Here is a 24,054-nt window from a genome sequence, read left to right on the forward strand (position 1 = left end):
GCACCCGTTGCTCCTGTGGCTCCCGTTGCTCCTGTTGCCCCTGTGGCTCCTGAATCTCCTGTGGCTCCCGTAATTCCTGTCGCACCCGTAGCCCCTGTAATTCCTGTGGCTCCTGTTTCCCCTGTGGCTCCCGTTGCTCCTGTGGCACCCGTTACTCCTGTTGCGCCGGTAGCTCCTTTGGCTCCTGGATCTCCCGTTGCTCCTGTAGTTCCCGTGGCTCCTGTAGCCCCTGTCGCACCTGGATCTCCTGTTGCTCCTGTAGCTCCTGTCGCACCCGTATCTCCCGTTGCTCCTGTAATTCCTGTTGCCCCCGTTGCTCCTGTGGCTCCTGTATCTCCCGTGGCTCCTGTGATTCCTGTTGCTCCCGTGGCTCCCGTCGCTCCTGTAGCTCCCGTGGCTCCTGTAGCTCCTGTTGCTCCCGTTGCTCCTGTTGCCCCAGAATCTCCCGTCGCTCCTGTAATTCCTGTGGCTCCTGTAGCTCCTGTCGCTCCCGTGGCTCCTGTAGCTCCTGTTGCTCCCGTGGCTCCTGTAACTCCTGTTGCTCCTGTTGCTCCTGCTGCCCCTGGATCTCCCGTGGCCCCTGTAATTCCTGTAGCACCCGTCACTCCTGGATCTCCCGTGGCCCCTGTAATTCCTGTGGTTCCTGTCGCTCCTGGATCTCCCGTGGCTCCTGTAGTTCCCGTTGCTCCTGTCGCCCCTGGATCTCCCGTTGCGCCTGTGATTCCTGTTGCTCCTGTGGTTCCTGTCGCACCTGGATCCCCGGTGGCTCCTGTGATTCCTGTGGCACCCGTAACTCCCGTGGCTCCTGTAATTCCTGTGGCTCCCGTGACCCCTGCGACTCCTATAGCACCCGTCGCTCCTGTCGCTCCTGGATCTCCCGTGGCCCCTGTGGCTCCCGTTGCGCCTGTGATTCCGGTTGCCCCTGTTGCCCCTGTTGGCCCTGTTGGCCCTGTGGCACCCGTCGCTCCTGTTGTCCCTGTAATTCCACCAGCTATCGCATTAAAGCTCTCTGGACCAACACGCGTTACATCTGTATCAACTGAACCAGTAATGTTACGAACAAAAGCTGTATATACTAAAGATCCTGAACCTTTGGGGACATTGTAATCTGCAGCTGAAAATGAGTACTCATGCGGTCCGGCCTCAGAGCCATTAAGTACAATAGTCTTAATACCGGTAAAAATTGTATTAGCATTAGGATTGGTCCCTCTAACAATTTTAATTTCAATAGAATTCACAGGAACACTGGCTTGTGGATTTACTCTTAAGGTGATGATCCCATCAAATTGAACACGAATCATTGAAGTTGGATTTGCTTCGCTAACATTAAGGCCAACTTGTCCAAAAAATTGATAAGCAGACGAAGTGGGAATATTAATGGAGTTAGCATAGGAAGCATTTTGAGATGTTATTTCATCAAAAAATTCTGGCATACTTTGTTCCACCTACTTTTTTTATAAAAATACAAATGAATTTAATTTTCTCCAAATACTAGGTGTTTTAATTTGGCTTTAGAACCTTATAATACTTTATGAAATTTGCAACAACAGTGAAACGGCACAAACCCTTTGTCCTTGTAAAATACCCTGTGTTATACAAAAATAAGGAAAATATCAATCTGTATTTTTTATTTAGTCTAAAGATAATCAATATTTTTATAGAGCTATTCTGCCCTTAAATAAGGGTATTTTTTTCTTGGATTGCTGTAAAAAAAACTGAAACCTACATTATGTAGTTTCAGTATTCATAAATTCTCGAACGAGTAAAAAAACCATTAGCATTCGTATTTCTTCTTTTTCCAGTTTTCTGCATGGCTAGTGGAATCATCCCCATTTTTACGATTAAAAGATCCAAATTAACTTTTCGAGAAGCAAAAAAAGGCTAATCCCTTGGCGTTCAAGGGATCAGCTTTTTTCCTTTTTTTCGATACTCTTAAAGTATCTGCGGTTATAGTCGATGGAAGGGTGATCTGGAAAGTAATCAGCAGCTAACTCATTATGCCTTTTTGATTCCTCTAGCTTGCCGATGCGGTCAAAACATACGCAAAGCTGAATGTGCGGCAGCCATGTGTAACAATTCCGCTCGATAAAAGGGCTTTTTGTTTCAGGTATTTCTATTTGTGTTGCTAGATTGTACCAGAATATGGAGCGTTCATAATCATGTTGCTCCAAATGGATGTATCCGAGCCGACAGCAGATTTCCCCTCTTGGTGTATCGTACTCGAAAGACTTTAAACAGCTCTGGACTGCTGAAACCCAATCTTTAAATTGAATATGGCAGTCCGCCAACTTGCCGCATGCTTGAATGTTATCCTCACTCCATCCTTTACCCTCTTCAAGAAATTTACGATACCACTTGATGGCATCATCATATAAACCATGGTCATTGCATTCATTCGCATAGTAATATTTGTCGCGCGGTGAAAAATCAATTCCTGATTGAAGGACATTCTTGTAAATTCTCAAATTACGATCATTAAAGCTTTTTTCCTTTTTATGATGTATGGCAATATCCGATTGAAATGTGAGTCCGGTTACTTCAAGATACTCATGAACGAATCCTATCCATTGAAAGTTCTTTTCCCGTTTTACGAGCCGGTTCCGCCTGGAACTGAAGCTGGGGTTTCCATTCCCATCAAAAGAAAGATGATAAAACATCATGACAGAATCGAAGTGAGGAGGAAGCTCTTTTTTCAGGGTTGAAAATTTCTCCTGATTCTCTTCAGTTAAAATATCATCCGCATCAAGCCAAAATATATATTCTTTTGTCGCTTTAGAAAAAGCGAAGTTTCTCGCAGCCGAAAAGTCATCGATCCATTCAAAATCATAAACATGATCAGTGAAGGCTGAGGCAATTTGTTTCGTGTTATCTTTTGATCCTGTATCAATGATGATAATTTCATCGACTAGTTCCCTTACAGAAGCAAGACAGTTAGAAAGTGAATCTTCTTCATCTTTTACAATCATGCATAAACTAATTGAAATCCCGCCCATTAAACCACCTCCAATAACAGCATATTAGTTTCTGCCTGCTATAGTGTCTGGAGATAGCGTAAGTATGACCTAATTAAATTCAAGACATGACCAAGGAAAATCGTCAATTGCAGGAAATTTAAGATCTTTTTTTGCAAACGCATCTTTTGTTGCAATTCCTTTGCTGAAGGACTCTATTTGTTTATAATTTTGTTTATATTTGTAAACACCAAATGTATGATTATGTTAATGATCGTACATTCAAAAGGCCGCCAATTGGCAGCCCTCTTATGGCGCTAAAGCATCCATTAGTTTAAGTATAATACTTCAAAAAATTATTGAAATTGTTCAAAAATGAATTGAACAATACAGTATAAATTTAGTTCATGGTTAATAAACAAAATAGACAAATCAATACAAGATATTTGATAGGGGATATGTTTTTTCTTCTTAAAGGCACCTGTTTAAATCTCAATACTTAACACAAAAAGTAAAGATATCATGAGAAAACAAGTAACTGTTTCTTTCATAGAATACAGTCTACTTGATATTCCTATAAGAAGCCCTCTCCCTACTAAACACTCCAACCTTAACTCGTCCGAACATCTGTTAATTGAAGAAAGGTCTTCGGTATTATATAAACTTAAACACCAAATAAAAATGTTCCTAAAATCATATATACAAAAGGAAACATTAATAAGACCGAATTTAAAATGATAGCACCAAGCGTCAAAACATCCTTTTGTATTTTATGTGCTTTTAAAGCGAAGAAAAGACCAATAGCACAAAATACTAAAGGAAAAAATATAGGCAATCCTTGTATCTTTTCGAGTGTAACAATATCAAACAGAAAATTCACAATGAACATTAGAGGAAAAAGGAATAACAAATAAGAAACAATAATAAATGTCTTTTGAACAATGAGCTCCTTTGAAAAGTTATGTTTCTTAAACTTTAACATAAAACAAGTTATATTTGGGTCGATTTTCCATCCCTTTATGCAACTAACCTGCCCCTTTAGCTCCATAAGAAAAAGAGCTGCAAAAGCAACTCCCTTATTAGAAGTAAAGTACCTTGTTATCTGAATAAGTAGTTACCTTTTATTTCTCGTTTAATTGCTCTAACCACTCTATAAACCAATCTTGAGGTAACTTTACTTTTGAGAGGTCTAAGTTCAGCAATTCTTTTAATGAGTAAGTATTTACCAAAAATAAATCCCATTGACATTCAATATCTCGTGCTATTCCAAAAGCTATTTCATCAAATTCATTAAATTCTCCAGCTTCATCTTCCTCAAAAGCCATTGTGAGGTTATCACACCACTTAATTAACTCATATTGTGAAAATCTGTTTTCTTTTCTACATACGGTATTTAACAAGTTCTTTAAGTTTTTGGACGAGAATGGAAAATCTATAGTGGTTTCATTCCAGTTCCAATTCATATAAACATCCCCTATATCAACTGAATTACTTACTATCCGCATCACCTTTCAACTCTCTATTTTATAACATTTTCTTATTCAACTAAACTGCCCCGTTAGTTCCATAAGAAAAAAGCTGCCTTAAAGACAGCTCCGGTCTTCAGCTAACGCACCCGTTAGTTTAAGTAGATTTCTTCACAAACTTTTTAGTATTTCAGTTAATACAGGAATGCTACCCCGTTACTTGAAGAAGAACATGTATATAAAACTACCACAGTGCACTTCCCAACAAAATCATGCCAATAAATCCATATACAACAGTAACTCCCAAACCATACAAAAATAAGTTATCCTTTTTAAATAGTCTGATCAGTTCAAAGAAAGAAATTACAATCCGTATAACCAACAACAGTCCAAATATACTTAAAAATGACATTCCAATAGTCATTGGAATCTCTGTCACTAACCTCATACCATCTGACTTATCATTTGAGACTACCCCAATCCCCATTCCAATATAAATCCACAAAAATGACCTCAATATCAATGTAAAGAATAAAATGTAATAACGATGAACAGTAGGTGCCAAAGAAGAATCCACAGACGTTATCCATTTTATAAAATACTTGATACATAACCTACACGAAATAATAGGATGTAACCACGCAAATATAAAATCTGTTTCATCGTCCTTAACATAAGAATTCTTTCCAAATGTCATTTTAATTATATTTGATTCGTTTTTCTTCTTTTTCTTCCTTTTCATCTTCAACAACCAATCTAATAGTCATAGTATAATTCGATATTATTCAATCGAAATTATATCATAAACGAGAGTAAAACTTTTTCTGTGTTAGCGAACGAGTCATTTATGTATAAAACTACATTAAATCACTTGTTTCCTTCTTCCACTAACCTGCCCCAATAGTTCCAAAAGAAAAGAGCTGCCTTAAAGACAGCTCCGATCTTCAGCTAAAGCCAACCATTAGTTCACTAAGAAAGGTAATTTCCATTTTACCCCTTTAAGGGTATGGATAGAGTATCACTCAACAAGCTGATCCTCAATAAAATGCTCACTCTTGATTACCTTTCCTTCCTTATTTTTATCATAAACATTGTATTCTTTTTGTGTTTCAGCATCTGACCAAATTATATATGCAATTAGATCATTCTTATGATGTTCTAGCCGATCTGTATTCATGTAACTTTCATCAAGCTGCCAGTCTCTTGGCAAATCCTCACTTTCCCTATAAAAGGATATATCAAAAATCCTGTTTTTTCCTTCCATTACTTTTATTTCTTCTTCAACTGGATGTTCCATACTGTATTTTTCAACTATTTCTTTCAATTCTATTAAATCTTTTGGTGGATTTAGAATCATATAATGCTTTTTAACAGTCACCTCTTCTTCATCCTTTTTACCAAAGATCTCTTCTGTATTTTCAATTTCGAAAATCTTTGTTTCCCCACTTGATTCCTCATTCTTTATACATCCAATTAAGTTTAATGGAATTAAGAATATACAAATCATTAAAACTATAATTTTCAAATTAACTTTAATCACTCAATTTCCCCTCAAATGGTACATCCATTTCCATTACAGTAACAAAGGGCTTATATTTGCCATTATATTCATCATAATGCTGTAAGACAAACCAGGAACGGAATCCTGCTAAGTTGACATACTCCTTCTCAACATCTGGCCGATCCAACCCAAAATGATCATATAAACGAACACGCATGACTCCTTTAAAGTGATTATTCTCTACAGAAAAATCTTTTACGGATACCGTATTCCCCCAAGTATCATTTACTGTAATTGTAAGTCCACCTACTCGATCACTCCAGGTGCTAAACGTCGGATAACTAGCATTTCTCTGTATCAAATTATAAAATTCATTTGTATTCTTTGTACTTTTATCCAACTTAAGTGCTGCCAAATTACCTCCATTTTTCTTTAGCTCATCAACTAAGGCATTTTTGACAAATTCAACATAGGCTTTCGTTGTTTCATGCTCACTTGCTTCTTTAGTTAAAGTCTGGTTTTTGTACTCTTTACCAGTTCCCTCTTTAAAATGATTAATCATATCTAAAATAACCTCTTCCATATCTCCCATGGAAAACAAGCTTGTTGTCATATCCTCGAACTCATAAAAGAGAATACCTGGGAAATAAGATTCAAGTAATTGGAATCTGAACATCCAGCTAATATCTTTTATTTCATCTTCTGTATAATCATTTGTTTTCATATCATTCGCTATATTTCCATTTTCATCATAGCCTTCTGGTCTATCTGATTGATAAATTTCTGTATCGGTAAAATCAGAGTACAACGGTCTCAAATCCTCATTATCAAACTTTCCATCTCCGTCACTATCTTTTCGGTCAGGGAAACTGGCTGGAAAGAAACCTTCATAATGAATTTTAACTCCAAAAATTTCTACCGTGAATGATTTTAATTGCCCCATTTCTTGCCCATCGGTTAATCCATCTCCGTCACTATCCTTCTTGTTAGGATCTGAGTAAATTATACCGTACGGTGTTTTCATTCCTTCAATTTCATAGCTGTCGTATAAGCCATCCCCGTCCGAATCTGTTTTATCAATTTCTACATCACCTGATATACCATTTTCGTCATCTCTTCCTACATCACCTACTGTCTTCGTTGCAAGATTGTTAAGCAGATCTTTATTTACATCATGCGTCCCTGAGTAGTCTATTTCCCTATTCCATAGCTCCAACCATTTTGCCTTATCAACAACCAGATATTCACCAAAGTGAGTAGTTTCCACACTTATTGTATTTTTACTTGTATCTAACACAGTGTTAATGCTTTCAAACATTTCCTCGTCTTCATTGTACCAAATGATGGCTAGATCATCTTCCAACGTGTCTCCGAGCTTCGCTTCATCAAACGTAAACTGAATGCTTGCTTTCTCAAATTCTGATTGCGTATTGATGCTTACAGGAGAACCAATAATACCGTGTAAATTAGTTGTTTTAATATTTATGTTGTTTGTGCTGCTAATTCTAGTCGTTTTATTAATATTATCCTTTGCACTAAACCCAACTTCTACGCTTTTAATTTCTGATTTATCAGGCTGAATCAATGATTTACTAATCGATTGTTTATAGAGTTCTTGTGAATCCTCGCTTCCGTCATTGTCGCCGTCTGCAGCATTCGGATTTGTCTTTAAAGCATATTCATCTCCATCACTTAACCCATCGTTATCTGTATCATACTTATTAGGTAATGAATCGAACTGATGTACTTCAAATCCGTCAGTTAAATCATCTTGGTCTGAGTCTCCTTTAATCAAATTTGTTTGATTAGCTTGCTCGTCTTTATTAATCAGGCCGTCTTCATCGATATCTTCATCTGCATCACTTATGCCATTACGATCTGAATCATATTTTGTCGGGGAAATAAATGATTTGACCTCATATTCAATATTGTCCTGCAATCCATCACCATCTGTATCCTTTTTAAATGGATTCATTCCCTCTAGGAATTCTATTCCATCTGTTAAAGTATCACCATCCGTTTCAGAGGTAGATTCAAAGAATTCTGTGTTAAATGAATAGCCTGCTTTTTCAAGTCCGAATAACACTTGTTTATATGCATTTTGATAGGATTTTGATGCAGGGACAGCTAGATCTTTTTCTAGAAACTCATTACCTTTTTCAGACATTTTACCAGCGTTATTCAAATGAGCTTTTAGTTTATTTCCTTTTTGATCTGCTTGATCGGAGATATCCTTTAAGATGCCGATAGCATTTTTATTGACAATTTTATCCGATAAATAAAAATTAAAGAGTATATCTGCAAGTAATACTTCAGTTGGTTCATTAAAATCGTTTTTTGTTACATACCCCCATAGACATATGGTTAACTTATGTTTGATTTCCAAGAGCCGATCACTTTTAAGAACCGACTCATGTATATACTCCTCTTGAACAGCTTGTTCATATTGGTTAATCAATTGTTGAAGTACATCAAGTTCATTAATATCTTTTTGTTTAAAGTCTCCGATTTCATCAAATTCCGCTATCAGTTTAGAATCAAACTTAGCATTAGTTTCTTTTATGACTGTCGCGAAACGCTTTAATTCATTTATTGCAATCTGATCATAGATTTTCGCAATTCTGGTGTCCTCATAGAATTCATATTCACTTAACCATTGTTTTACATTTTGCTGACTAGAGTTATTGCCCTTGGCAACCGCCGCTTGCCCAATTCCGCCGAAAATCATTGCAAAGATCAATAAAAAACTCAATATACTTTTTACTTTATTTTTCAACGTGATAATCACCTCTATAAGAATATTAATTTAACCTATTTACGATATGGTTCCCATCCAAAGAAATATTGTCAAAATCCTTGAGTTAACGTCATTAAATCAACGCCTTTACAATTGTAATTTTCTAATGCAACTAGTTAGTACCTATCAAAAGCATAAATAGGAATTTACTCCAAACGAAAATAATGCTGAATATTCTGAAATTTAATAAATCAGAAAGACACCTAGTTCATTGTCTTTTTAAATTAACCGAACATAAATAAATCTTTGATCCAATAGATTTTCGGACTGTAAACCAATTAATGAATCCCGTTTAGCTCCTCAACCGTTTATATGAAAAGTGTCAGGGGATGATGCTTTTTGTTCCTAAGACTGTGGCGAAAATGCAAAAAGCATTGAAGAGCATAAAATAAACAGTAACAGCTCTTATAGTTCCTTGAGGGATAAATTCATTTTTTCTCCTTTCCTCCCTAAAAATAATTTTTTCAACTAAGTATTAGTTTACAGATTAAAATTATGGAATATAAGGTAAAGATTTCCTATATATTTTTATCAGACTTATGAATTAATGATCTTATTTTAGAGATTGAACCAATATATAGCCAATTTTCTTTTAAGCCACCTTTTGATTCATATGTACTTTCCTTTTCCTATAAGAAAACCCCTTTAGATAACCACAAAGGGGCAAAGCATCGTAACTTTTTTGCAAACATCGCGACTTTATTCAAAATATCTCAGGTTTTATAAACAACGTGACTTTATTTTAGATACCACACTCTGTACAATTTTAGGGTTCATTTCTTTAGCCATTGCAGGTTTACTATGTAACCGATGAATGAACAAAAAAGACCTTCAATTGAAGGTCTTTACTCATATGAGGAACAATTTGGATAAAGGTCCCTCCTTAATGTGTCAATAAGACCATTTCTCATCATCTGTAACCCACTGATTTTTCTTTAAATCAAAGGATTCATAATCATCGTGAAGAGAAAAGTAGGCTGGCAATGTTATTGCTTGTCCATCTGCTTTTTTCCAGCAATCTGCGACCCAAGTAGCAAACGCTTGTTTTTCTGCAAGGTTAATTTCTTCTTCATTTTTTTCGTAGAAATCCCAAAAGTCTCCTGTTTGATTACCTAAAAGGTGGGTGTATCTTACATTTTCAATCATACCCTTACTACCTGCAAAGATAGTAGAATCCTTACCCTCGTTAAAGACTTCATTAGCCTGTCTATCCATTGAGAACATAGTAATGGATAAGTTAAACTCGGAAGGATCATCTACAAATGCTACAAAATCCAATAATTCCACTTTAGAGTAAATGGTGTATTTATGTAACTCCTTTATATTACTGATAAATGTTTCCGATTTTGCTTCAAGGTTTTCTTCGACTGACTTCATATAGCTGTCTACCGTATAAAGAGATTTGACTTCTTCATCTTCTTTGACTGTTTTTTCTTCATCTTCTTTGACTATTTTATCTTCAGAATTGGCTTTCTTGTTCTCCGTGTTTAATGCTTCACAACCCAATAACCCCAATAATAAAATAGAAAATAAAACAAGTGATGCTTTTTTCAAATATTCTCCTCATCTCTATAACTTTTCCATCATACTTCAACCAATTATACCAAACCTTATACCTAAACGATCTCCGAAGCATACAAAAAAGTACCCGAAAAGGATTCCAAGCAGGTCATCTTTACCAGAGGCGCTAATGCCGTTTCCAATAATCCATAAGAAAAGAGCTGCCTTAAATACAGCTCCGACCTTCAGCTAAAGTAGATTTATCATGCGATACACTCTATAAAATCCTCTCTAATAAATCCCCCACTTTTTCTGCCATTTCCTCTGGTGGATAAGGCATGCCATTTTTTAGCCACCATTCCACTACACCTACGTAAGCATTTGCAACAAATTCAACAACTACATCTTCGCTTTGACCAAAATTTTTCCCTTTTGTTATATCGACGTCTTTTTTGAACTCTTCGATATTATGCTGAACAAACCGGCTGCGAAAGTACGGAGCTCCTTCACTCACCAACATCGTCGAAAAAAATAAATAATTACTTTCAAGATATTCCATACAGTGTACAGTCGATTCAATCCAATCCATTTCAGCTTCCGTTTCACAAAGGTTAACCATGTTATTTATATGTTCTTCTATGATCTTATCCAACAGATCGAATTTATCCAAGTAATGAAGATAAACCGTTGCACGGTTAATATTTGCCCTGTCAGAAATATCCTGAATGGTAATGCTATCGAAATTTTTTTCTGACATCAATTCAAGAAATGCTTTTTTTATTGCATCTTGAGTTCTAACAATTCTTCTATCCACTTTTGCCATGTTATTGACACCATACTTTCACTGAGATAGTCAACAATTTTTATTGATTTGTTGTTTAAACATCAAAACTGATTAAATTAACGATTTATATGCCTTGTTTTGTTTATATTTATATTTTAGATTATAGACAGGTGTCGAGAAAACATCAAATGTAGTTTTTTTTACATGAAGGGATGATACGAAATGACAATTGAAAACAAAGTAATTATAATCACTGGGGCCTCATCTGGAATTGGTGAAGCAACTGCAAAATTATTGGCCAGTAAAGGTGCTAAAGTTGTTTTGGGCGCTCGTCGCGAAGACAAATTAAAAGCATTGACTGAGGAAATTCAAAAAGCTGGTGGACAAGCTGCTTATCGCGTCACAGATGTTGTTAATCCAGATGATAGTCATCAGCTTGTTCAACAAGCTAAAGACACTTTTGGTGGTGTCGATGTAATCTTCTTGAACGCTGGAATAATGCCTAATTCACCACTTTCCGAATTAAAAACTGACGAATGGAACAGTATGGTTGACGTTAATATTAAAGGTGTATTGAATGGTATCGCCGCAGTATTGCCAACATTTACATCGCAAAAGTCTGGACATATCATCACTACTTCATCAGTAGCTGGGCTTAAAGCTTACCCAGGCGGTGCGGTTTATGGCGCAACAAAGTGGGCTGTTCGTGATTTAATGGAAGTTTTGCGTATGGAATCTGCCCAAGAAGGTACTAACATCCGCACAGCAACAATTTATCCAGCAGCGATTAACACGGAATTGTTGGATACGATTACTGATAAGAATATTTCAGAAGGTATGACTGCGTTGTACGAACAATATGGTATTGCACCTGATCGAGTTGCCAATATTGTGGCATTCGCTATTGATCAGCCAAAAGATACGAACATTAATGAGTTTACAATTGGACCAACAAGTCAACCATGGTAATAATTACAAGATGAGATAAAACTAGCGCTATTCATTTTCTAAAGCTCAGGCTGTCGAGTAGACCTCGACAGCCTGGCACATTATACTTTGAAATTTATTCAGAGACAGGAACAAAGAGGATTTTAAAAAACTGATATTGTTTAAAAGGTCTGGATATTAATGGAGAAAACAGCTAAATTGAAAGTTATCTAATACCCTTAAAAATCTCCCCCTTTACGCAATTACAAAATGACACTGTACTGAAAGTAGGAGATCCATTTTATGACTAAACGAAATAACTTGCTGATTTTCATATTGACCATAGGAGTTTTCGGCATCTTAAATACCGAAATGGGGGTTATTGGGTTAATGCCCTCCATTGCTGATCACTTCAATGTCAGCATATCAAAAGCAGGATTGCTTGTGAGTCTTTTTGCTCTTACTATTGCTGTATCTGGACCAACGATGCCGTTATTGTTTTCCGGGATAAATCGTAAGAAGGTCATGTTACTTGTATTAGGAGTTTTCGTTATAGGAAACATTGTATCCATATTTACATCTAATTTTACCATTCTATTAATTGCTCGTATAATTCCAGCCTTCTTCCATCCAATTTATTGTTCTTTGGCATTTACAGTAGCTGCTTCCTCAGTAAGTAAAGAAGAAGCTCCAAAAGCTGTTTCTAAAGTATTTATCGGTGTATCTGCGGGTATGGTAGCCGGCGTACCGATCGCAAATTTTATTGATAGTGCCGTTTCGTATGAAATGGCGATGGCATTCTTTGCTATTGTTAATGCTATTGTATTCATTGCTACATTGATTTTTGTTCCATCTATACCTGTTGAGGAAAGAATTTCTTATGGTACACAACTTTCCGTATTAAAAAAACCTATTTTATGGCTTTCCATCGTGACTGTCATTTTATTAAACTCAGCTATATTTGGGGTTTATAGTTATTTTGCTGAATATCTGAAAACAGTTACGAATATGTCCCCGAATACCATAAGTTTAACGTTATTCGTCTTCGGTGGAGCCAGTATTATCGGAAACATTGTCGCAGGAAATTTACTTACTCATAGTGCCATTAAGTCTGTAGTATCTTTTCCTTTGTTATTGGGTGCTGTTTACATCATTTTATTCTTCACAGGACAATTTACCGTACCTATGGAAATTACAACTTTAATTTGGGGAATATTAGCCGGAGGAATAATGGCAAATATTAATCAATATTTGATTGCGTCTTCAGCTCCCGAAGCGCCTGATTTCGCCAATGGCTTATTTATATCATCCTGTAACGTAGGAACAACAATTGGTGCAGCTGCAGGCGGGTTATTTATATCAGAACTGGGTACACAATACGTCGTATTAGTAGGAATCCTATCATTGATACTAAGTTTGGTAACTATTTTTCTTAGAAACTACATGTTTACTCCTACACAACAACTATCTAGATAAGGAATAAATTCAACATTCTATAAAAGTTCCCTGTTCATTATTGCTTTATTTTCCCTGCCCTACTTTCTTTTATTGAATTTCTAGGGTGTGGAAAATTCTACTCTGGCCCAAGATTAGTAGCCGAAAAAAAGGAGGATATATTATGTCAAAGGATATAAAAGTTGCACTTGTCACTGGTGGGAATCGAGGAATTGGATATGAGCTGGTCAAACAATTGGCTTTGAATAGTTTTAAGGTCATTTTGGCAAGTCGGGATCCAGAAAAAGGGCATGAAAGTACGCAAAGACTTAAGGATTCAAATCTTGACGTGTCGTTTCTGGTAATGGATGTAAACAATCAAGAAAGCATCCATCAAGCTGCGATTACTGTAAATGAGCAATATGGAAGATTGGACGTATTGATTAATAATGCTGGCGTGTATTTGGATGAGAGTGAAAATTTAGTGACTATGGACACTTCCATTCTGGAGAAAACAATGGCAACCAATTTCTTTGGAGTTTACCATGTGATCCGTTCCTTTATTCCCCTCATGGAAAAGCAAGGCTATGGGAGAATCATTAATGTTTCCTCAGAATACGGGGCGATGAGCGAAATGTCATATCCAGGAGTAGGAGCTTATAAAATATCTAAATTTGCCCTTAATGGATTGACACGATTGGTAGCTGCAGAAATCAAAGGTGATATCAAAATAAATGCGGTCGATCCGGGATGGGCAAGTACAGATATGGGTGGATCATCTGCTCCAAGAACACCCAAGCAAGCAGCTGAGTCTATCCTGTGGTTAGCAACTATTGGACCTGAAGGACCTAATGGTGGGTTTTTTAGAGATGGAAAACGAATCGATTGGTAACATTACAGTTTAAACACATTATTCTGTGTTTAAGTGTGGTTCGATACAATAAATACCTTATCTTTTATCATCAATATTAACAAGGCAAAATTTTTCCTCGATTAAGAAAATGACCAAAAAAAGATCTAGTCCAATTGACTAGATTCTTTTTTTAATTTCTTCCCTTAATGATTCAATGATAGAACTTGATAAATTTGCTGGAAGAGATGAATTACCCTCAAAAACCCATGTATTAATTACTTCAAGATCTTCTTTTTTAAAAGTAATGCTATAATCTTTATATTTGTGAGTAAAATCAGCTGTAACCGATTCTTCACCATCAAACTCATCATCAATAATCATATTTTTTATTTCATATGGCTTCACGATGTAATCTCCTTTTTATCATTCTTGTATATAGAATTGGCTTTATATGATTGTTTATTCATTTTATTCACGCCAAAAACCGAAGGGCTATTTTCAGGTGATGAAAGCATTAAACCAAACAGCAATCAAAAAGTCGATATCAACATAACTTTGTGGTTATCTCTAAAGGAGTTATGTAGGTATAGTTGGGCTTTCTTATTTTCTTTTCTTCACTTCTACCCAAAAGGTTGTATAACAAAAAAACCTTATGTTTTAATTTAGGATGAAAAAGGTTACCTACATCAAACTGTAGAACCTCACGTCGATTGGAACTCCAGGCACTCGCTTTCCGCGGGCGGTCCGGGAGCCTCCTTTGCGCTTTTGCGCCTTTGGGGTCTTCTCCCCTCGACGCGCTTTTCCCTCAGGAGTCTCGCACCTTCCGTTCCAATCATACATTTGTCTACAAACTCAGTTACCTACATGTTTTTCTTTTCTTGACTCTTATTATCCACATAAAATGATTAGCTTCATGATTGCCTTCACCTAATCCTTTTATCACAATCGGCTAGATATGACTTCGTTTTTACTGAACTGTTCCGAGAAGGCATGAAATGAATGCTAAATTTCGGTGAAGAGTTTGCGCCGCCGTCCAGTTTCTTCAATAAAAAAAGCTCTGTAAAGTTTCCTTTAACAGAGCGTACCAACATATTAAAGTATTTTCACCAAGCCTTTTCTAGTACCCAAGCAAGCAATTTCCTGATAGCCTGATACACACTCTACCACTCTTTTTGAACATAAAAAATGGACTTTTTTTATTTAGCCTCAAACGTAATTTGATTAGGCTGAAAGCGACTTTGACTAATGTTTGTTCAGGTCTTATTACAAGCTTTTTACCTGAATTCTTAACTTGCGAAAACTCTTTTGATAGATTTTCATTATTAAGGATTTCTAATAAATCCACTTCCATAACATTGGTTTCCCCAATAAAGTCGGCAACATAACATAGGACTATTTAATGGCTTACTTAGGATTCCCCATCCCCACTATCAAAAAATGAATCAAATCCCCCATCAAGATCTTCTATTGCTTCTTCAACCATTTCCCCAACATCAAAACCATCCATCATCTCAGTAAGTAACATCGACCCTAAAACACCTACTGCTAATCCACCAACCATTCCAGGTATAGCGTTTCCTAATTGGGAAGCGCGACCATGATGATGGTTGGTGGAATAAGAGAACGGCTGTGTAAAAGCATAAGGCTGATCAATAGCTTCCGATATATATTTTCCAAGTAGTTTATGAAGATCGGCTTCATGCTCGAGAATATTCTTACTTAAATAAAACTCACGTTTTGCTTCAATTTCCTTGTAGCCGCTTTTACAGTCAACTTCCATCCAGACCCGGATACCTGATTCTTCATTGGCAAACCGCATTTCAACTTCATTTACCTGTCCCATGAATTGTTGAGTGGGAAAAAAAGCAAATTCCTGTCCATATTGGTCGAGTTTACCCGAGTTTGCTGTCTCGCGAAAACCTAATTGAGCCATTGCATTAAAAATGGATGTGATAGATTTTTGGGATTGGATGACCAGCCGGTCTACATCTTTACGATCAACTCCGCCCTCAATATCAAGATGTGTATCCAGATAGTATGAGACAGTTCCCCTTGAAATAGGTATATTCGTAGGTAGGACGTAATGAAACGGAATGACCTTACGTTCTTTGGGGTGAATGCAATCTCGATTAACTAATGGTATATGGGCAACTTCCTTAGAAACGCTTCCTTGTTTTAATACCACGTTCATCATCAACCGTACAGTCAATTGATTGATTTTCTGTTCCACTTCACCACCTTGAATGACTACCTCCCCTTGAATGCTATCTCCAGCTTGATAATTACGATTATCATATTGTAAATCTACAGTTGCTGCTCCTTTTCCTAAGCTTGCTAATATTTTCTTGAACATGCTTCCTCTTCCCTTCGTCAACCCTCTATTAGAATTCATATGTAAAATGGGCGTAATAAGATAGGACAAGAAATCTATTTGTAATTCATGAGATTTCTTAATTTATCCCTGATAGTATTACGTCGAAAAATGAAAATAGTTTCAAATAATTTACCGCAGTAGGTGACTTCAGATGAATATGTTTTTAATGATATTGTTGATGGACTATTGGCTTTTATTTTTCATGTAATAGGCGAAAAAACAAATGATGTTCCTTTGACTGAATACAGCAAGTTAGGGTCACCCATTGAAAGACGGATGTATAATGCATTGGTGATGAATGGCTAATTATGTACAAACACAAGTGAAATTTGGTTCTTATCGAATTAAACTTTGCTAAACCTTTTATCGATTGAATGTGGTGGAATGGTGATGAGAATAATATATATTATTGTTTATTTAGGGTGAAAACCAGCAACTGTACGTCGAAGCATATATAGAGAGAGAGTTTAATTTTCGCTCAAAAAAATGCCAGGGGCTAACAATTTTGAAAGTACTCTAATAACAAGAATATCATCTTTGATAAGCTATTTTGAAATGGTCATATTCCCGATTTCTCCATTACTTTATAGCCATGGCCTTTAATTTATCCTCGGTGGTCAAAAAAAACCTTAAATGCATGCGCTTACATTTAATTCCGCATTATCCCTGCTCTCTTTCTCAACAGATCCGTTCATTATTACCTTACTGGGCTAAAGGGATATTCCTATCCAAGATATATAGAAATAACCGACTTCACTTATCACTTAAAATTACAAGAACCATATTACAATTTTTGGATTAAGGATTGTAATTCATCTTGAAGGTTTCCTTTTGATAGAGCAGAGTGAAGAATTTCATGAACAGTATTTAAGGAAATTTGTAGTTTTTCTTCTCCTAATGTGGTTAAACGTGTATAGATGCCTCTTCGATCATCTTCACATATATGCCTTTGTAATGCTCCGCAGCTTTTTGCTTCTAGCCTGCCCACCAGCCTTGATATAGCACTTTGGCTTAATCCAACCATCTCCTGTAATTGTTGTAGCCTCAATTGTTTATCGCTTGTTTTGGATAAAAAGTAAAGTACGTAAAACTCTTTTAACGACAGGTTATGATTTTTTTGCAAAGCACTTTCAAGTTCATTCGTAATGCTCATTTGAATACTAGTAAGAGAAAGCCAATTATCTAAATACTTCTTTTCTTGGTTGTTCTTCATGCACATTCCACCCTGTTCTATCCTATATAATTAAAATATGGCACTTTAATTGATTTTCATAAGACATATAAATAGTTCTAACATACTCCAAAGCCAGAATTTAATGGTCAAACTTATTTGAAAAAGTGGTGCCATATTGGCCGTTTCCATGTATGTTATATGGTTCTTCTCATTTTAGACGAGTTTCTTCTTTTTGTCTAAGATTGAGTTATTCCATAAAAAAAAACAGTCAAAATGACTGCCTTTATTCATTAACGAATTATAACTGAACAGGATCCTATTTCATTTCCACCCCAGTTAAGTGAAAGCTTGTCTTGATCTGAAAGAGGACCGACGCCACTTGGAGTACCGGTAAAAATTATATCTCCTTTTCCAAGCCCAAAATGCTCTGCTGTAAATTCTATAATGGTTTGCAAATCAAAAAGTAAGTCCTTAATATTTCCGACTTGTACACGCTCTCCATTTTTTAAAAGGGAAAAATCTGATTGTTCACATGCTTCGACACCTGGAAACGGAATAAAATCACTAACAACTGCTGAATTTTTGAATCCTTTAGCCAAAAGCCAAGGATGCTGTTTTTGTTTTAACTGTGATTGAACATCTCTAAGTGTTAAATCCAACCCAATGGCCATGGCATCTACTATTTCATCTACTTTCATTCCTGATTCGTACTGTTTTGCGATATGTATAACAAGTTCAGTTTCAAAATGAACGGAACCCTGATTACTCGGCAACGTGATGGACTGTCCATTAGCTTCCACAAGCGAATGAGTCGGTTTTGAAAATAAAAAAGGGGAAGTTGGGATTTCATTATTCAACTCTTTTGCATGCAAGGCATAGTTTCGACCTACACAATAGATATTTTTAATATCTTTCATTATTAAACTCACTCTTTTCTTAATAAATTTAATGATTCTAAAAATAGAAGTTTTATTAGTCTCCCAAATTACAATTTGTAAATAAAAAAAACTCTAATTTAAATACATTTTATATTTTTCTGATTTTTTATACAACCGTTATACTTATAATAAAGTATCCCTGCTACGGGAAAATACGTTAAATTTTCACTTGTGGTACTTTTACCAGTTACATATGGCAATATCATTGAGAAAAAATCTTATGTTGATATGCATGAGATTCTCCGGCAATTTGAACGCCTAACTTGATAACTTTAAATTATTTCTAAAATAGTCAATTTAGTTAATCAAGGTACCCTTATGGGCCTTTTTTAGCTTCTTCCCTCACTTTCAGCTATTTCTATTACAAGTTCCCCCCCTATAACCACTATTAGACTAAATAAAAAAGCATATTCCTTTATTAGAGAAATACGCATGATTGGTGTAGTGAGGGTAAATCCATATATCACCATTTCATTATGAAAAAAAGAGCCAACAAGTTGTTGACTCTTTTTTTTAAAAAGTAGAAGCTAAATCTTTTGATCGTGCTATTGCATTTTCTTTTATTTCTTGTGCTTTATCTGGCATTGCTGCATGTCCTTCAACGAATAAACCTTCAAAGGAAGGCACTCCGAAGAATTGCATAATGATATTTAGATATCGGTGACCCATTTCCAGTTCAGCAGCTGGTCCTTCTGAATAAATTCCACCACGAGCTTGAATATGCAAGGCTTTCTTATCAGTTAAAAGACCAACTGGGCCTTGTTCGGTGTATTTAAATGATTTACCTGCAACTGCAACGGAATCAATATATGCCTTCATTACTGGCGGAAACGAGAAATTCCATAAAGGCGTTACAAATATATATTTATCCGCCGCTATAAATTGCTCACATAACTCTGAAAGTCGACTAACTTTTGCTTTCTCTTCCGACGAGAGTTCTTCAAAACCCTTTCCAGATTGAAGTTTCCCCCAACCACTGAAAACATCCACATCAATTTCAGGAATATTTTCTTTATAAAGGTCAATATTTACAACTTCATGGCTAGGATTTACTTCTTTATAAGTGTCAAGAAATGCTTTTCCAACGGCCATACTGTAAGATTGCTTGTCATCATGAGGATGAGCCGTGATGTACAATACTTTTGTCATTCTATATATCCTTCCTTTCCTTTTACATATTTGAACATTTTATTTTGCCTAGGAAATTCAACACTTATACAATTACTCGAACTAAAATATCTTTAATTGATGGGTATAAAATTAAATCCGTAGGATATAAATTCGTTTTCGAGGGTAGTAAGGTATAAATCTTCTTTCATTTTGTGAGAAAGGATATGAATTTTGGATATGATAAAATAAGACAATCTGGTTCACTTTAGGAGGACTAAGTAAATGACGAATTCAATAAAATTTGATCTCCACACTCACCATGAACGCTGTGGACATGCTATCGGCACAATTGAGGATTATGTAAAGCAAGCCATCGAATACGACTTGCATTATATTGGGATTTCTGATCATTCTCCATATTTTTATAGTGAGGACGACCATTTCTACCCAACTATTGCAATGGCAAAAAGTGAACTTGTTCCTTATATTGAGGAAGTACTTCGCTTAAAAGAGAAATATGCAGGCAAAATTCACGTGTTATTAGGAATGGAAAGTGATTTCTTCCCTGATCACATTGAAGTCTACCGCGATCAATATCTTTTACACCCTTTTGACTACATAATTGGATCTGTTCATTATGTTCAGGATATTAGCATTTTTAAAAGAGGGCGTTGGAATGGCTTAACCTCTAAAGAACAGTCAAAAGTAAAGGATGAATATTATGAATTAATACAGAAATCGGCTAAAAGCGGAGTGTTCCAAATCTTAGGCCATATTGATGCAATGAAAGGTTTTTATCCAACCTTTTCTTCCATTGAGACAGACAGTATTGAAAAAACGCTAAAAATCATTAGTTCAGAAGATATCGCCATTGAGATTAATACCTCTGGTAAAACGAAAGATTGTGGTGGGTGGTATCCATCAGATGACATTTTAGAACGAGCTCTTTTCTATGATGTGAAGGTAACCTTTGGATCGGATTCGCATACACCGGAACGTATTGGCGATGAATTTGAACTAGTTAAAAAAAGACTAAAGGAGATCGGCTTTTCTGAGTGGGCTTACTTTGTTAAAAAGGAAAGGATTCTCACTCCACTTTAACCTTTCAATCAGAACAGGTCCGATCATTAGAGCTTCCTGTAACCACATGTGGAATGAACTTTTTCAATCCTTTTGCTACTAAGAAGGCCGAAGACCAAAACCCCTCAACTGATCAATGAATCGGTACCATTTTTTTTTATGGGCATAAAATAATCATTATGCATCCTGTCATAAAAATCATCACGATTGCTTACACGTTTTTCCCCGTTCATTTCAATGAATTCCAGTCATCACCATATTTTTTTGCATAAAATAAAAGTATTTAGGGAATTAATAACTAACCATTCGTTTATCTTATAAAAAGGAGTTGATTTTGGGATGATTGATAACCCATTGCATAAAGAGAATGACGAAACCCTTGTAGAGTCAGTTGAAGGTGGTATCAACTCTTCAATAGGGCGATCCGAAGCCCCTCCAAAAACCCAGTCAAAAGATCCTGAATTCGATCTTTTTGGCACAGTATTAAATGGGTATCTTTAATTTATACTTCCTTATTCAATATACCTTCAGAACATGGTTTAAAGCATTAGATTTCAAGACCTAAAACATTATAAATTCCTAAAAAGAAGAGCACATATTAGTCACGCATAATATGTGCTTTCCTTTTATTAAATTCAAGCGCCCTTTTCGTTAATGATATTCCTTTTGCTCTTCATTGTTCTTCTGGAATTAACACTTCTCCAATTTTATCAATTGAGTTAACTATCGACATTTTTGAAACTGCCTGTCCCTTTATTAACATTAAGGAAAAGGTTGCATCAGCAACCTTCCTTGGAAGTAAGCCCTCTCATTCATGAAATAGCTGAAGCTGGTCCGTTTTAGCTTAGTTCGCCTCGTTAACCGGCTGTTGTACTTGTACCTTGTCCCCTATTTGAATGGAAAGCAAATCCTCCCCTACTAACACAGTTCCTTCATATGTCTTTTTAGTTCTTTCGAGCAAATCAGCTTTTTCTTCTGTTAATCCTCCCAATAATACTATGTGTGAGTACACAGCAAGTTTTGGTTGTATTTGGCTAAAGACTTTACCTGCTTCCTCCGGTGTAGTGTGAAGATCAAGTATATTGACGATTGATTCCGATTCATTATCAGGTTTTGCCGCTGCAACCTCATGAATCACCACATCAGCACCTTTGGAAAATTTTATAAGATTTTCATTATAACGGGTGTCACCTGAGATAATTACTGAATGTCCTTTGTAATTAACCCGATAACCGAAAGCCGGCTCTATTGATTTATGGTCAACCTTGAAACCTATTACTTCAATTCCCTTTTTGTTATAGACAATACCCTCCTTGATATCATTTGCGACAATACTTGCTCCTTCAACGTTCCCATTTCCAGAGTCATCCCTTGCATCCAAATCGGCTTTAAATGCTTTATTCATATGTACCATCATTTTCTCGGTTCCCTTAGGTCCCCAAATCTTAAATGCTTGCTCTCTTTTTCCTCCTGTTGGTAAGGAACCTGTAAGCCATACGTCCGGTATGCCGATTGTATGATCCGAATGCAAATGCGTCAGGAATAACTTATCAACACTTCCTGGTAACATATTCGCTTTATATAATTGTAAAGCGGTTCCGCGTCCAGCATCAAAGAGGAGTTTTTCATTACCAACTTCTACAAGAGTAGCTGGACCGGAGCGGGATGTACTTAAAAGTGGAGAACCTGTACCTAATAGGGTTACTTTAAAATCGGTTTGCTGGACCGCTGTTTGGCCAAATGAAGGAAGAAATAATGATAATGATAGAATTATGGTCACTACCAACAAAAAACCAAACGAAGTATTTCTTATTCTTTTCTTCATAACAAAAACCTCCTGTCAGATTATTTGACTGTACACAAGGAAAACCCAGTTGTTTTGAATATAAAACCTCGTTTCAAAAAAACAAATACGCAAAATAAATATTACAATATTTATAATATTCAGTCAATAATAACCGAAAGAATATCGTGTATGTTGTTTCAACCTTCCATTAAGACAACCGGACTCAATTTGGGAAAGAAGCGGAAATAATCTTAGTGAATATTGGATGAATCGTTCATACTAAATAAAAAATAACTGTTCAAGAAGGAGTTTATATGCCAAAAGAAAAAAATAATCCAGCTCAGCCAAAAAGTCAGGTTAGTCGATTAAACGACGTGATGGAAGTGGATACAGATGTCAATGAAGATCCTAATCGGGAAAAATTATTGGATGAATCCGTTGATGCTTTTCTAAAATCGAAAGAAGGACAGGGATATTAGGGGCAAAATTGTGGTCGCTATTGACTTGTTTTAAGACGTTTTTATATTTTTTTCACGTTAAATGGGCCCCTCATGAAGCTATTGAGCGGCCCGTTTTGTTTCCTTATCAACGAACGTTTTTCTTCTTGGGATACCGCCACATCGCCATCAAGGTACGCGCGCAAGAGATAATATACAAGGACGTTCTCTTTAATTTGCTATGGTAACGCTAAAAATACCGCATGACAAAAAAACCATCCATGTTGAAATTGATTCATAAGCTCTTCCGTTCTAACTGAATAAAGAGAGTACCTTTCTTCACAGTCCCATTCCAAAAAAACTCTGGTTCATCATTCTTACGATATATACGAGAATTCAACTTCAAACGTGAGATTTAGTAAGCACCTTCATCATTCATTTTCTGTAAGCGTGTAAGTCGAAATACCCTAAATCCCTTATGTATAAGCCTTTCGGTTGAATGGTTAGTAGACCCGTGGAACTGAAGGTGGTTTTATCATTTTCCCTCGCTTTTCCTACTAAACGTGGAGGAACTCCCCACCCCTCAGGGCTCATGAGGACACCTGTAGATGCTTCGAGGCGGCTACACAATTGTCTGAGTGGTGTTACTCGCGACTGTTGACTAAACCATACACATAAAGCAATTAATTCTTGTGCTTGATATTTAGTTGTACGTTGAACAAAACCAACTTCTTTAGCTAATTGTTGTAGAGAAGATGGAGATAAGTAGTTTTGAAACTCTCGTTTTTTTATGATGATACAAATTCACCTTAGCTTGATGGCGATGGGGTCCCGCCAACATTTTAACGAAAATATACGCAATGCCTTCGGATGTTACCAGACCCGGCCGTCTCTCTTCTATAAAGTCTGTTTTTATGAAGTAAATCTTTTTGTTCGTGATAA

Annotated in this window: 21 protein-coding genes and 1 pseudogene; 6 read left to right on the top strand and 16 right to left on the bottom strand. The window is 36.2% G+C overall.

Going from position 1 to position 24,054, the window contains the following annotated elements:
* The 8 genes from LQ188_RS11275 to LQ188_RS11310 form a co-directional block, all read right to left on the bottom strand.
* Positions 1-1,433 (bottom strand): hypothetical protein (locus LQ188_RS11275; RefSeq protein ID WP_230176863.1); only part of this gene is annotated, 1,433 nt, incomplete at its 3' end.
* 471 nt (positions 1,434-1,904) lie between these two features.
* Positions 1,905-2,993, bottom strand: coding sequence for a glycosyltransferase family 2 protein (locus LQ188_RS11280; protein WP_230176864.1), 1,089 nt, complete (start codon positions 2,991-2,993; stop codon positions 1,905-1,907).
* A gap of 1,079 nt (positions 2,994-4,072) precedes the next feature.
* A complete protein-coding gene (locus LQ188_RS11285; RefSeq protein ID WP_101226114.1) occupies positions 4,073-4,414 on the bottom strand; it encodes a hypothetical protein in 342 nt (113 codons plus the stop codon).
* Between the two features lie 247 nt (positions 4,415-4,661).
* Positions 4,662-5,159: a hypothetical protein gene (locus LQ188_RS11290; RefSeq protein ID WP_230176865.1), complete on the bottom strand. Its 498-nt coding sequence runs from the start codon at positions 5,157-5,159 to the stop codon at positions 4,662-4,664.
* Between the two features lie 276 nt (positions 5,160-5,435).
* The gene (locus LQ188_RS11295; protein ID WP_230176866.1) at positions 5,436-5,957 is read right to left on the bottom strand and encodes a hypothetical protein; all 522 of its coding nucleotides are present in this window, start codon (positions 5,955-5,957) and stop codon (positions 5,436-5,438) included.
* Positions 5,950-8,694, bottom strand: a complete 2,745-nt coding sequence (locus LQ188_RS11300) for a DUF3289 family protein (protein WP_230176867.1) — start codon at positions 8,692-8,694, stop codon at positions 5,950-5,952. Before LQ188_RS11300 ends, LQ188_RS11295 begins: the two co-directional genes overlap by 8 nt.
* 912 nt (positions 8,695-9,606) lie before the next feature.
* Entirely contained in the window at positions 9,607-10,269 is a 663-nt protein-coding gene (locus tag LQ188_RS11305) for a hypothetical protein (protein WP_230176868.1), read from the bottom strand.
* A 223-nt stretch (positions 10,270-10,492) separates the two neighbouring features.
* Positions 10,493-11,038 carry a TetR-like C-terminal domain-containing protein gene (locus LQ188_RS11310; protein ID WP_101222270.1) on the bottom strand — a complete coding sequence of 182 codons (546 nt, stop codon included), beginning with the start codon at positions 11,036-11,038 and terminating at the stop codon, positions 10,493-10,495.
* A gap of 183 nt (positions 11,039-11,221) precedes the next feature.
* Between LQ188_RS11310 and LQ188_RS11315 the strand changes: the two genes are divergently transcribed.
* The 3 genes from LQ188_RS11315 to LQ188_RS11325 all read left to right on the top strand — a co-directional run bounded on the left by LQ188_RS11315 (position 11,222) and on the right by LQ188_RS11325 (position 14,252).
* The gene (locus LQ188_RS11315) at positions 11,222-11,968 is read left to right on the top strand and encodes an SDR family oxidoreductase (protein WP_101222271.1); all 747 of its coding nucleotides are present in this window, start codon (positions 11,222-11,224) and stop codon (positions 11,966-11,968) included.
* Between the two features lie 261 nt (positions 11,969-12,229).
* The gene (locus LQ188_RS11320; RefSeq protein ID WP_230176869.1) at positions 12,230-13,402 is read left to right on the top strand and encodes an MFS transporter; all 1,173 of its coding nucleotides are present in this window, start codon (positions 12,230-12,232) and stop codon (positions 13,400-13,402) included.
* A gap of 142 nt (positions 13,403-13,544) precedes the next feature.
* Positions 13,545-14,252: an SDR family oxidoreductase gene (locus LQ188_RS11325; RefSeq protein WP_230176870.1), complete on the top strand. Its 708-nt coding sequence runs from the start codon at positions 13,545-13,547 to the stop codon at positions 14,250-14,252.
* 138 nt (positions 14,253-14,390) lie between these two features.
* Here the strand turns inward: LQ188_RS11325 and LQ188_RS11330 are convergent, their stop codons facing one another.
* From LQ188_RS11330 to LQ188_RS11355, 6 genes are all read right to left on the bottom strand, one after another.
* Entirely contained in the window at positions 14,391-14,618 is a 228-nt protein-coding gene (locus LQ188_RS11330) for a hypothetical protein (RefSeq protein WP_230176871.1), read from the bottom strand.
* A 712-nt stretch (positions 14,619-15,330) separates the two neighbouring features.
* Positions 15,331-15,564, bottom strand: a complete 234-nt coding sequence (locus LQ188_RS11335; protein WP_230176872.1) for a hypothetical protein — start codon at positions 15,562-15,564, stop codon at positions 15,331-15,333.
* Between the two features lie 57 nt (positions 15,565-15,621).
* The gene (locus tag LQ188_RS11340; protein ID WP_230176873.1) at positions 15,622-16,566 is read right to left on the bottom strand and encodes a sporulation protein; all 945 of its coding nucleotides are present in this window, start codon (positions 16,564-16,566) and stop codon (positions 15,622-15,624) included.
* An 805-nt stretch (positions 16,567-17,371) separates the two neighbouring features.
* Positions 17,372-17,800 carry a MarR family transcriptional regulator gene (locus tag LQ188_RS11345; protein WP_101222280.1) on the bottom strand — a complete coding sequence of 143 codons (429 nt, stop codon included), beginning with the start codon at positions 17,798-17,800 and terminating at the stop codon, positions 17,372-17,374.
* A 251-nt stretch (positions 17,801-18,051) separates the two neighbouring features.
* The gene (locus LQ188_RS11350) at positions 18,052-18,678 is read right to left on the bottom strand and encodes a fumarylacetoacetate hydrolase family protein (RefSeq protein ID WP_230176874.1); all 627 of its coding nucleotides are present in this window, start codon (positions 18,676-18,678) and stop codon (positions 18,052-18,054) included.
* A 534-nt stretch (positions 18,679-19,212) separates the two neighbouring features.
* Complete coding sequence (locus LQ188_RS11355) at positions 19,213-19,848, bottom strand: FMN-dependent NADH-azoreductase (RefSeq protein WP_101222282.1); 636 nt, start codon at positions 19,846-19,848, stop codon at positions 19,213-19,215.
* 243 nt (positions 19,849-20,091) lie between these two features.
* Here LQ188_RS11355 and LQ188_RS11360 point away from each other — a divergent pair, with 243 nt between their 5' ends.
* A complete protein-coding gene (locus LQ188_RS11360) occupies positions 20,092-20,910 on the top strand; it encodes a histidinol-phosphatase (RefSeq protein ID WP_230176875.1) in 819 nt (272 codons plus the stop codon).
* Between the two features lie 318 nt (positions 20,911-21,228).
* Positions 21,229-21,390 carry a hypothetical protein gene (locus LQ188_RS11365; protein WP_161784845.1) on the top strand — a complete coding sequence of 54 codons (162 nt, stop codon included), beginning with the start codon at positions 21,229-21,231 and terminating at the stop codon, positions 21,388-21,390.
* Between the two features lie 343 nt (positions 21,391-21,733).
* Here LQ188_RS11365 and LQ188_RS11370 read toward each other — a convergent pair whose 3' ends face one another.
* Positions 21,734-22,714 (bottom strand): MBL fold metallo-hydrolase, encoded by a 981-nt coding sequence (locus tag LQ188_RS11370; protein ID WP_101222283.1) that lies wholly within the window; start codon positions 22,712-22,714, stop codon positions 21,734-21,736.
* Between the two features lie 275 nt (positions 22,715-22,989).
* Between LQ188_RS11370 and LQ188_RS11375 the strand changes: the two genes are divergently transcribed.
* On the top strand, positions 22,990-23,154 hold the full coding sequence (locus tag LQ188_RS11375) for a hypothetical protein (protein ID WP_153246145.1): 165 nt from the start codon (positions 22,990-22,992) through the stop codon (positions 23,152-23,154).
* A gap of 248 nt (positions 23,155-23,402) precedes the next feature.
* Here LQ188_RS11375 and LQ188_RS11380 read toward each other — a convergent pair.
* Positions 23,403-23,916, bottom strand: a pseudogene (locus tag LQ188_RS11380) (hypothetical protein); the annotation flags it as partial.
* Between the last annotated feature and the right edge of the window lie 138 nt (positions 23,917-24,054).

Source organism: Peribacillus sp. Bi134, from assembly GCF_918698065.1.
GTDB lineage: Bacteria > Bacillota > Bacilli > Bacillales > DSM-1321 > Peribacillus.

Bases quoted from the DNA above. Each gene is read 5' to 3' on its own strand.
- LQ188_RS11310 (WP_101222270.1), bottom strand. From the start codon at position 11,038: ATGGCAAAAGTGGATAGAAGAATTGTTAGAACTCAAGATGCAATAAAA.
- LQ188_RS11360 (WP_230176875.1), top strand. From the start codon at position 20,092: ATGACGAATTCAATAAAATTTGATCTCCACACTCACCATGAACGCTGT.
- LQ188_RS11280 (WP_230176864.1), bottom strand. From the start codon at position 2,993: ATGGGCGGGATTTCAATTAGTTTATGCATGATTGTAAAAGATGAAGAA.
- LQ188_RS11375 (WP_153246145.1), top strand. From the start codon at position 22,990: ATGCCAAAAGAAAAAAATAATCCAGCTCAGCCAAAAAGTCAGGTTAGT.
- LQ188_RS11285 (WP_101226114.1), bottom strand. From the start codon at position 4,414: ATGAATTGGAACTGGAATGAAACCACTATAGATTTTCCATTCTCGTCC.
- LQ188_RS11320 (WP_230176869.1), top strand. From the start codon at position 12,230: ATGACTAAACGAAATAACTTGCTGATTTTCATATTGACCATAGGAGTT.
- LQ188_RS11290 (WP_230176865.1), bottom strand. From the start codon at position 5,159: ATGAAAAGGAAGAAAAAGAAGAAAAACGAATCAAATATAATTAAAATG.
- LQ188_RS11345 (WP_101222280.1), bottom strand. From the start codon at position 17,800: ATGAAGAACAACCAAGAAAAGAAGTATTTAGATAATTGGCTTTCTCTT.
- LQ188_RS11365 (WP_161784845.1), top strand. From the start codon at position 21,229: ATGATTGATAACCCATTGCATAAAGAGAATGACGAAACCCTTGTAGAG.
- LQ188_RS11350 (WP_230176874.1), bottom strand. From the start codon at position 18,678: ATGAAAGATATTAAAAATATCTATTGTGTAGGTCGAAACTATGCCTTG.
- LQ188_RS11355 (WP_101222282.1), bottom strand. From the start codon at position 19,848: ATGACAAAAGTATTGTACATCACGGCTCATCCTCATGATGACAAGCAA.
- LQ188_RS11340 (WP_230176873.1), bottom strand. From the start codon at position 16,566: ATGTTCAAGAAAATATTAGCAAGCTTAGGAAAAGGAGCAGCAACTGTA.
- LQ188_RS11335 (WP_230176872.1), bottom strand. From the start codon at position 15,564: ATGGAAGTGGATTTATTAGAAATCCTTAATAATGAAAATCTATCAAAA.
- LQ188_RS11370 (WP_101222283.1), bottom strand. From the start codon at position 22,714: ATGAAGAAAAGAATAAGAAATACTTCGTTTGGTTTTTTGTTGGTAGTG.
- LQ188_RS11325 (WP_230176870.1), top strand. From the start codon at position 13,545: ATGTCAAAGGATATAAAAGTTGCACTTGTCACTGGTGGGAATCGAGGA.
- LQ188_RS11315 (WP_101222271.1), top strand. From the start codon at position 11,222: ATGACAATTGAAAACAAAGTAATTATAATCACTGGGGCCTCATCTGGA.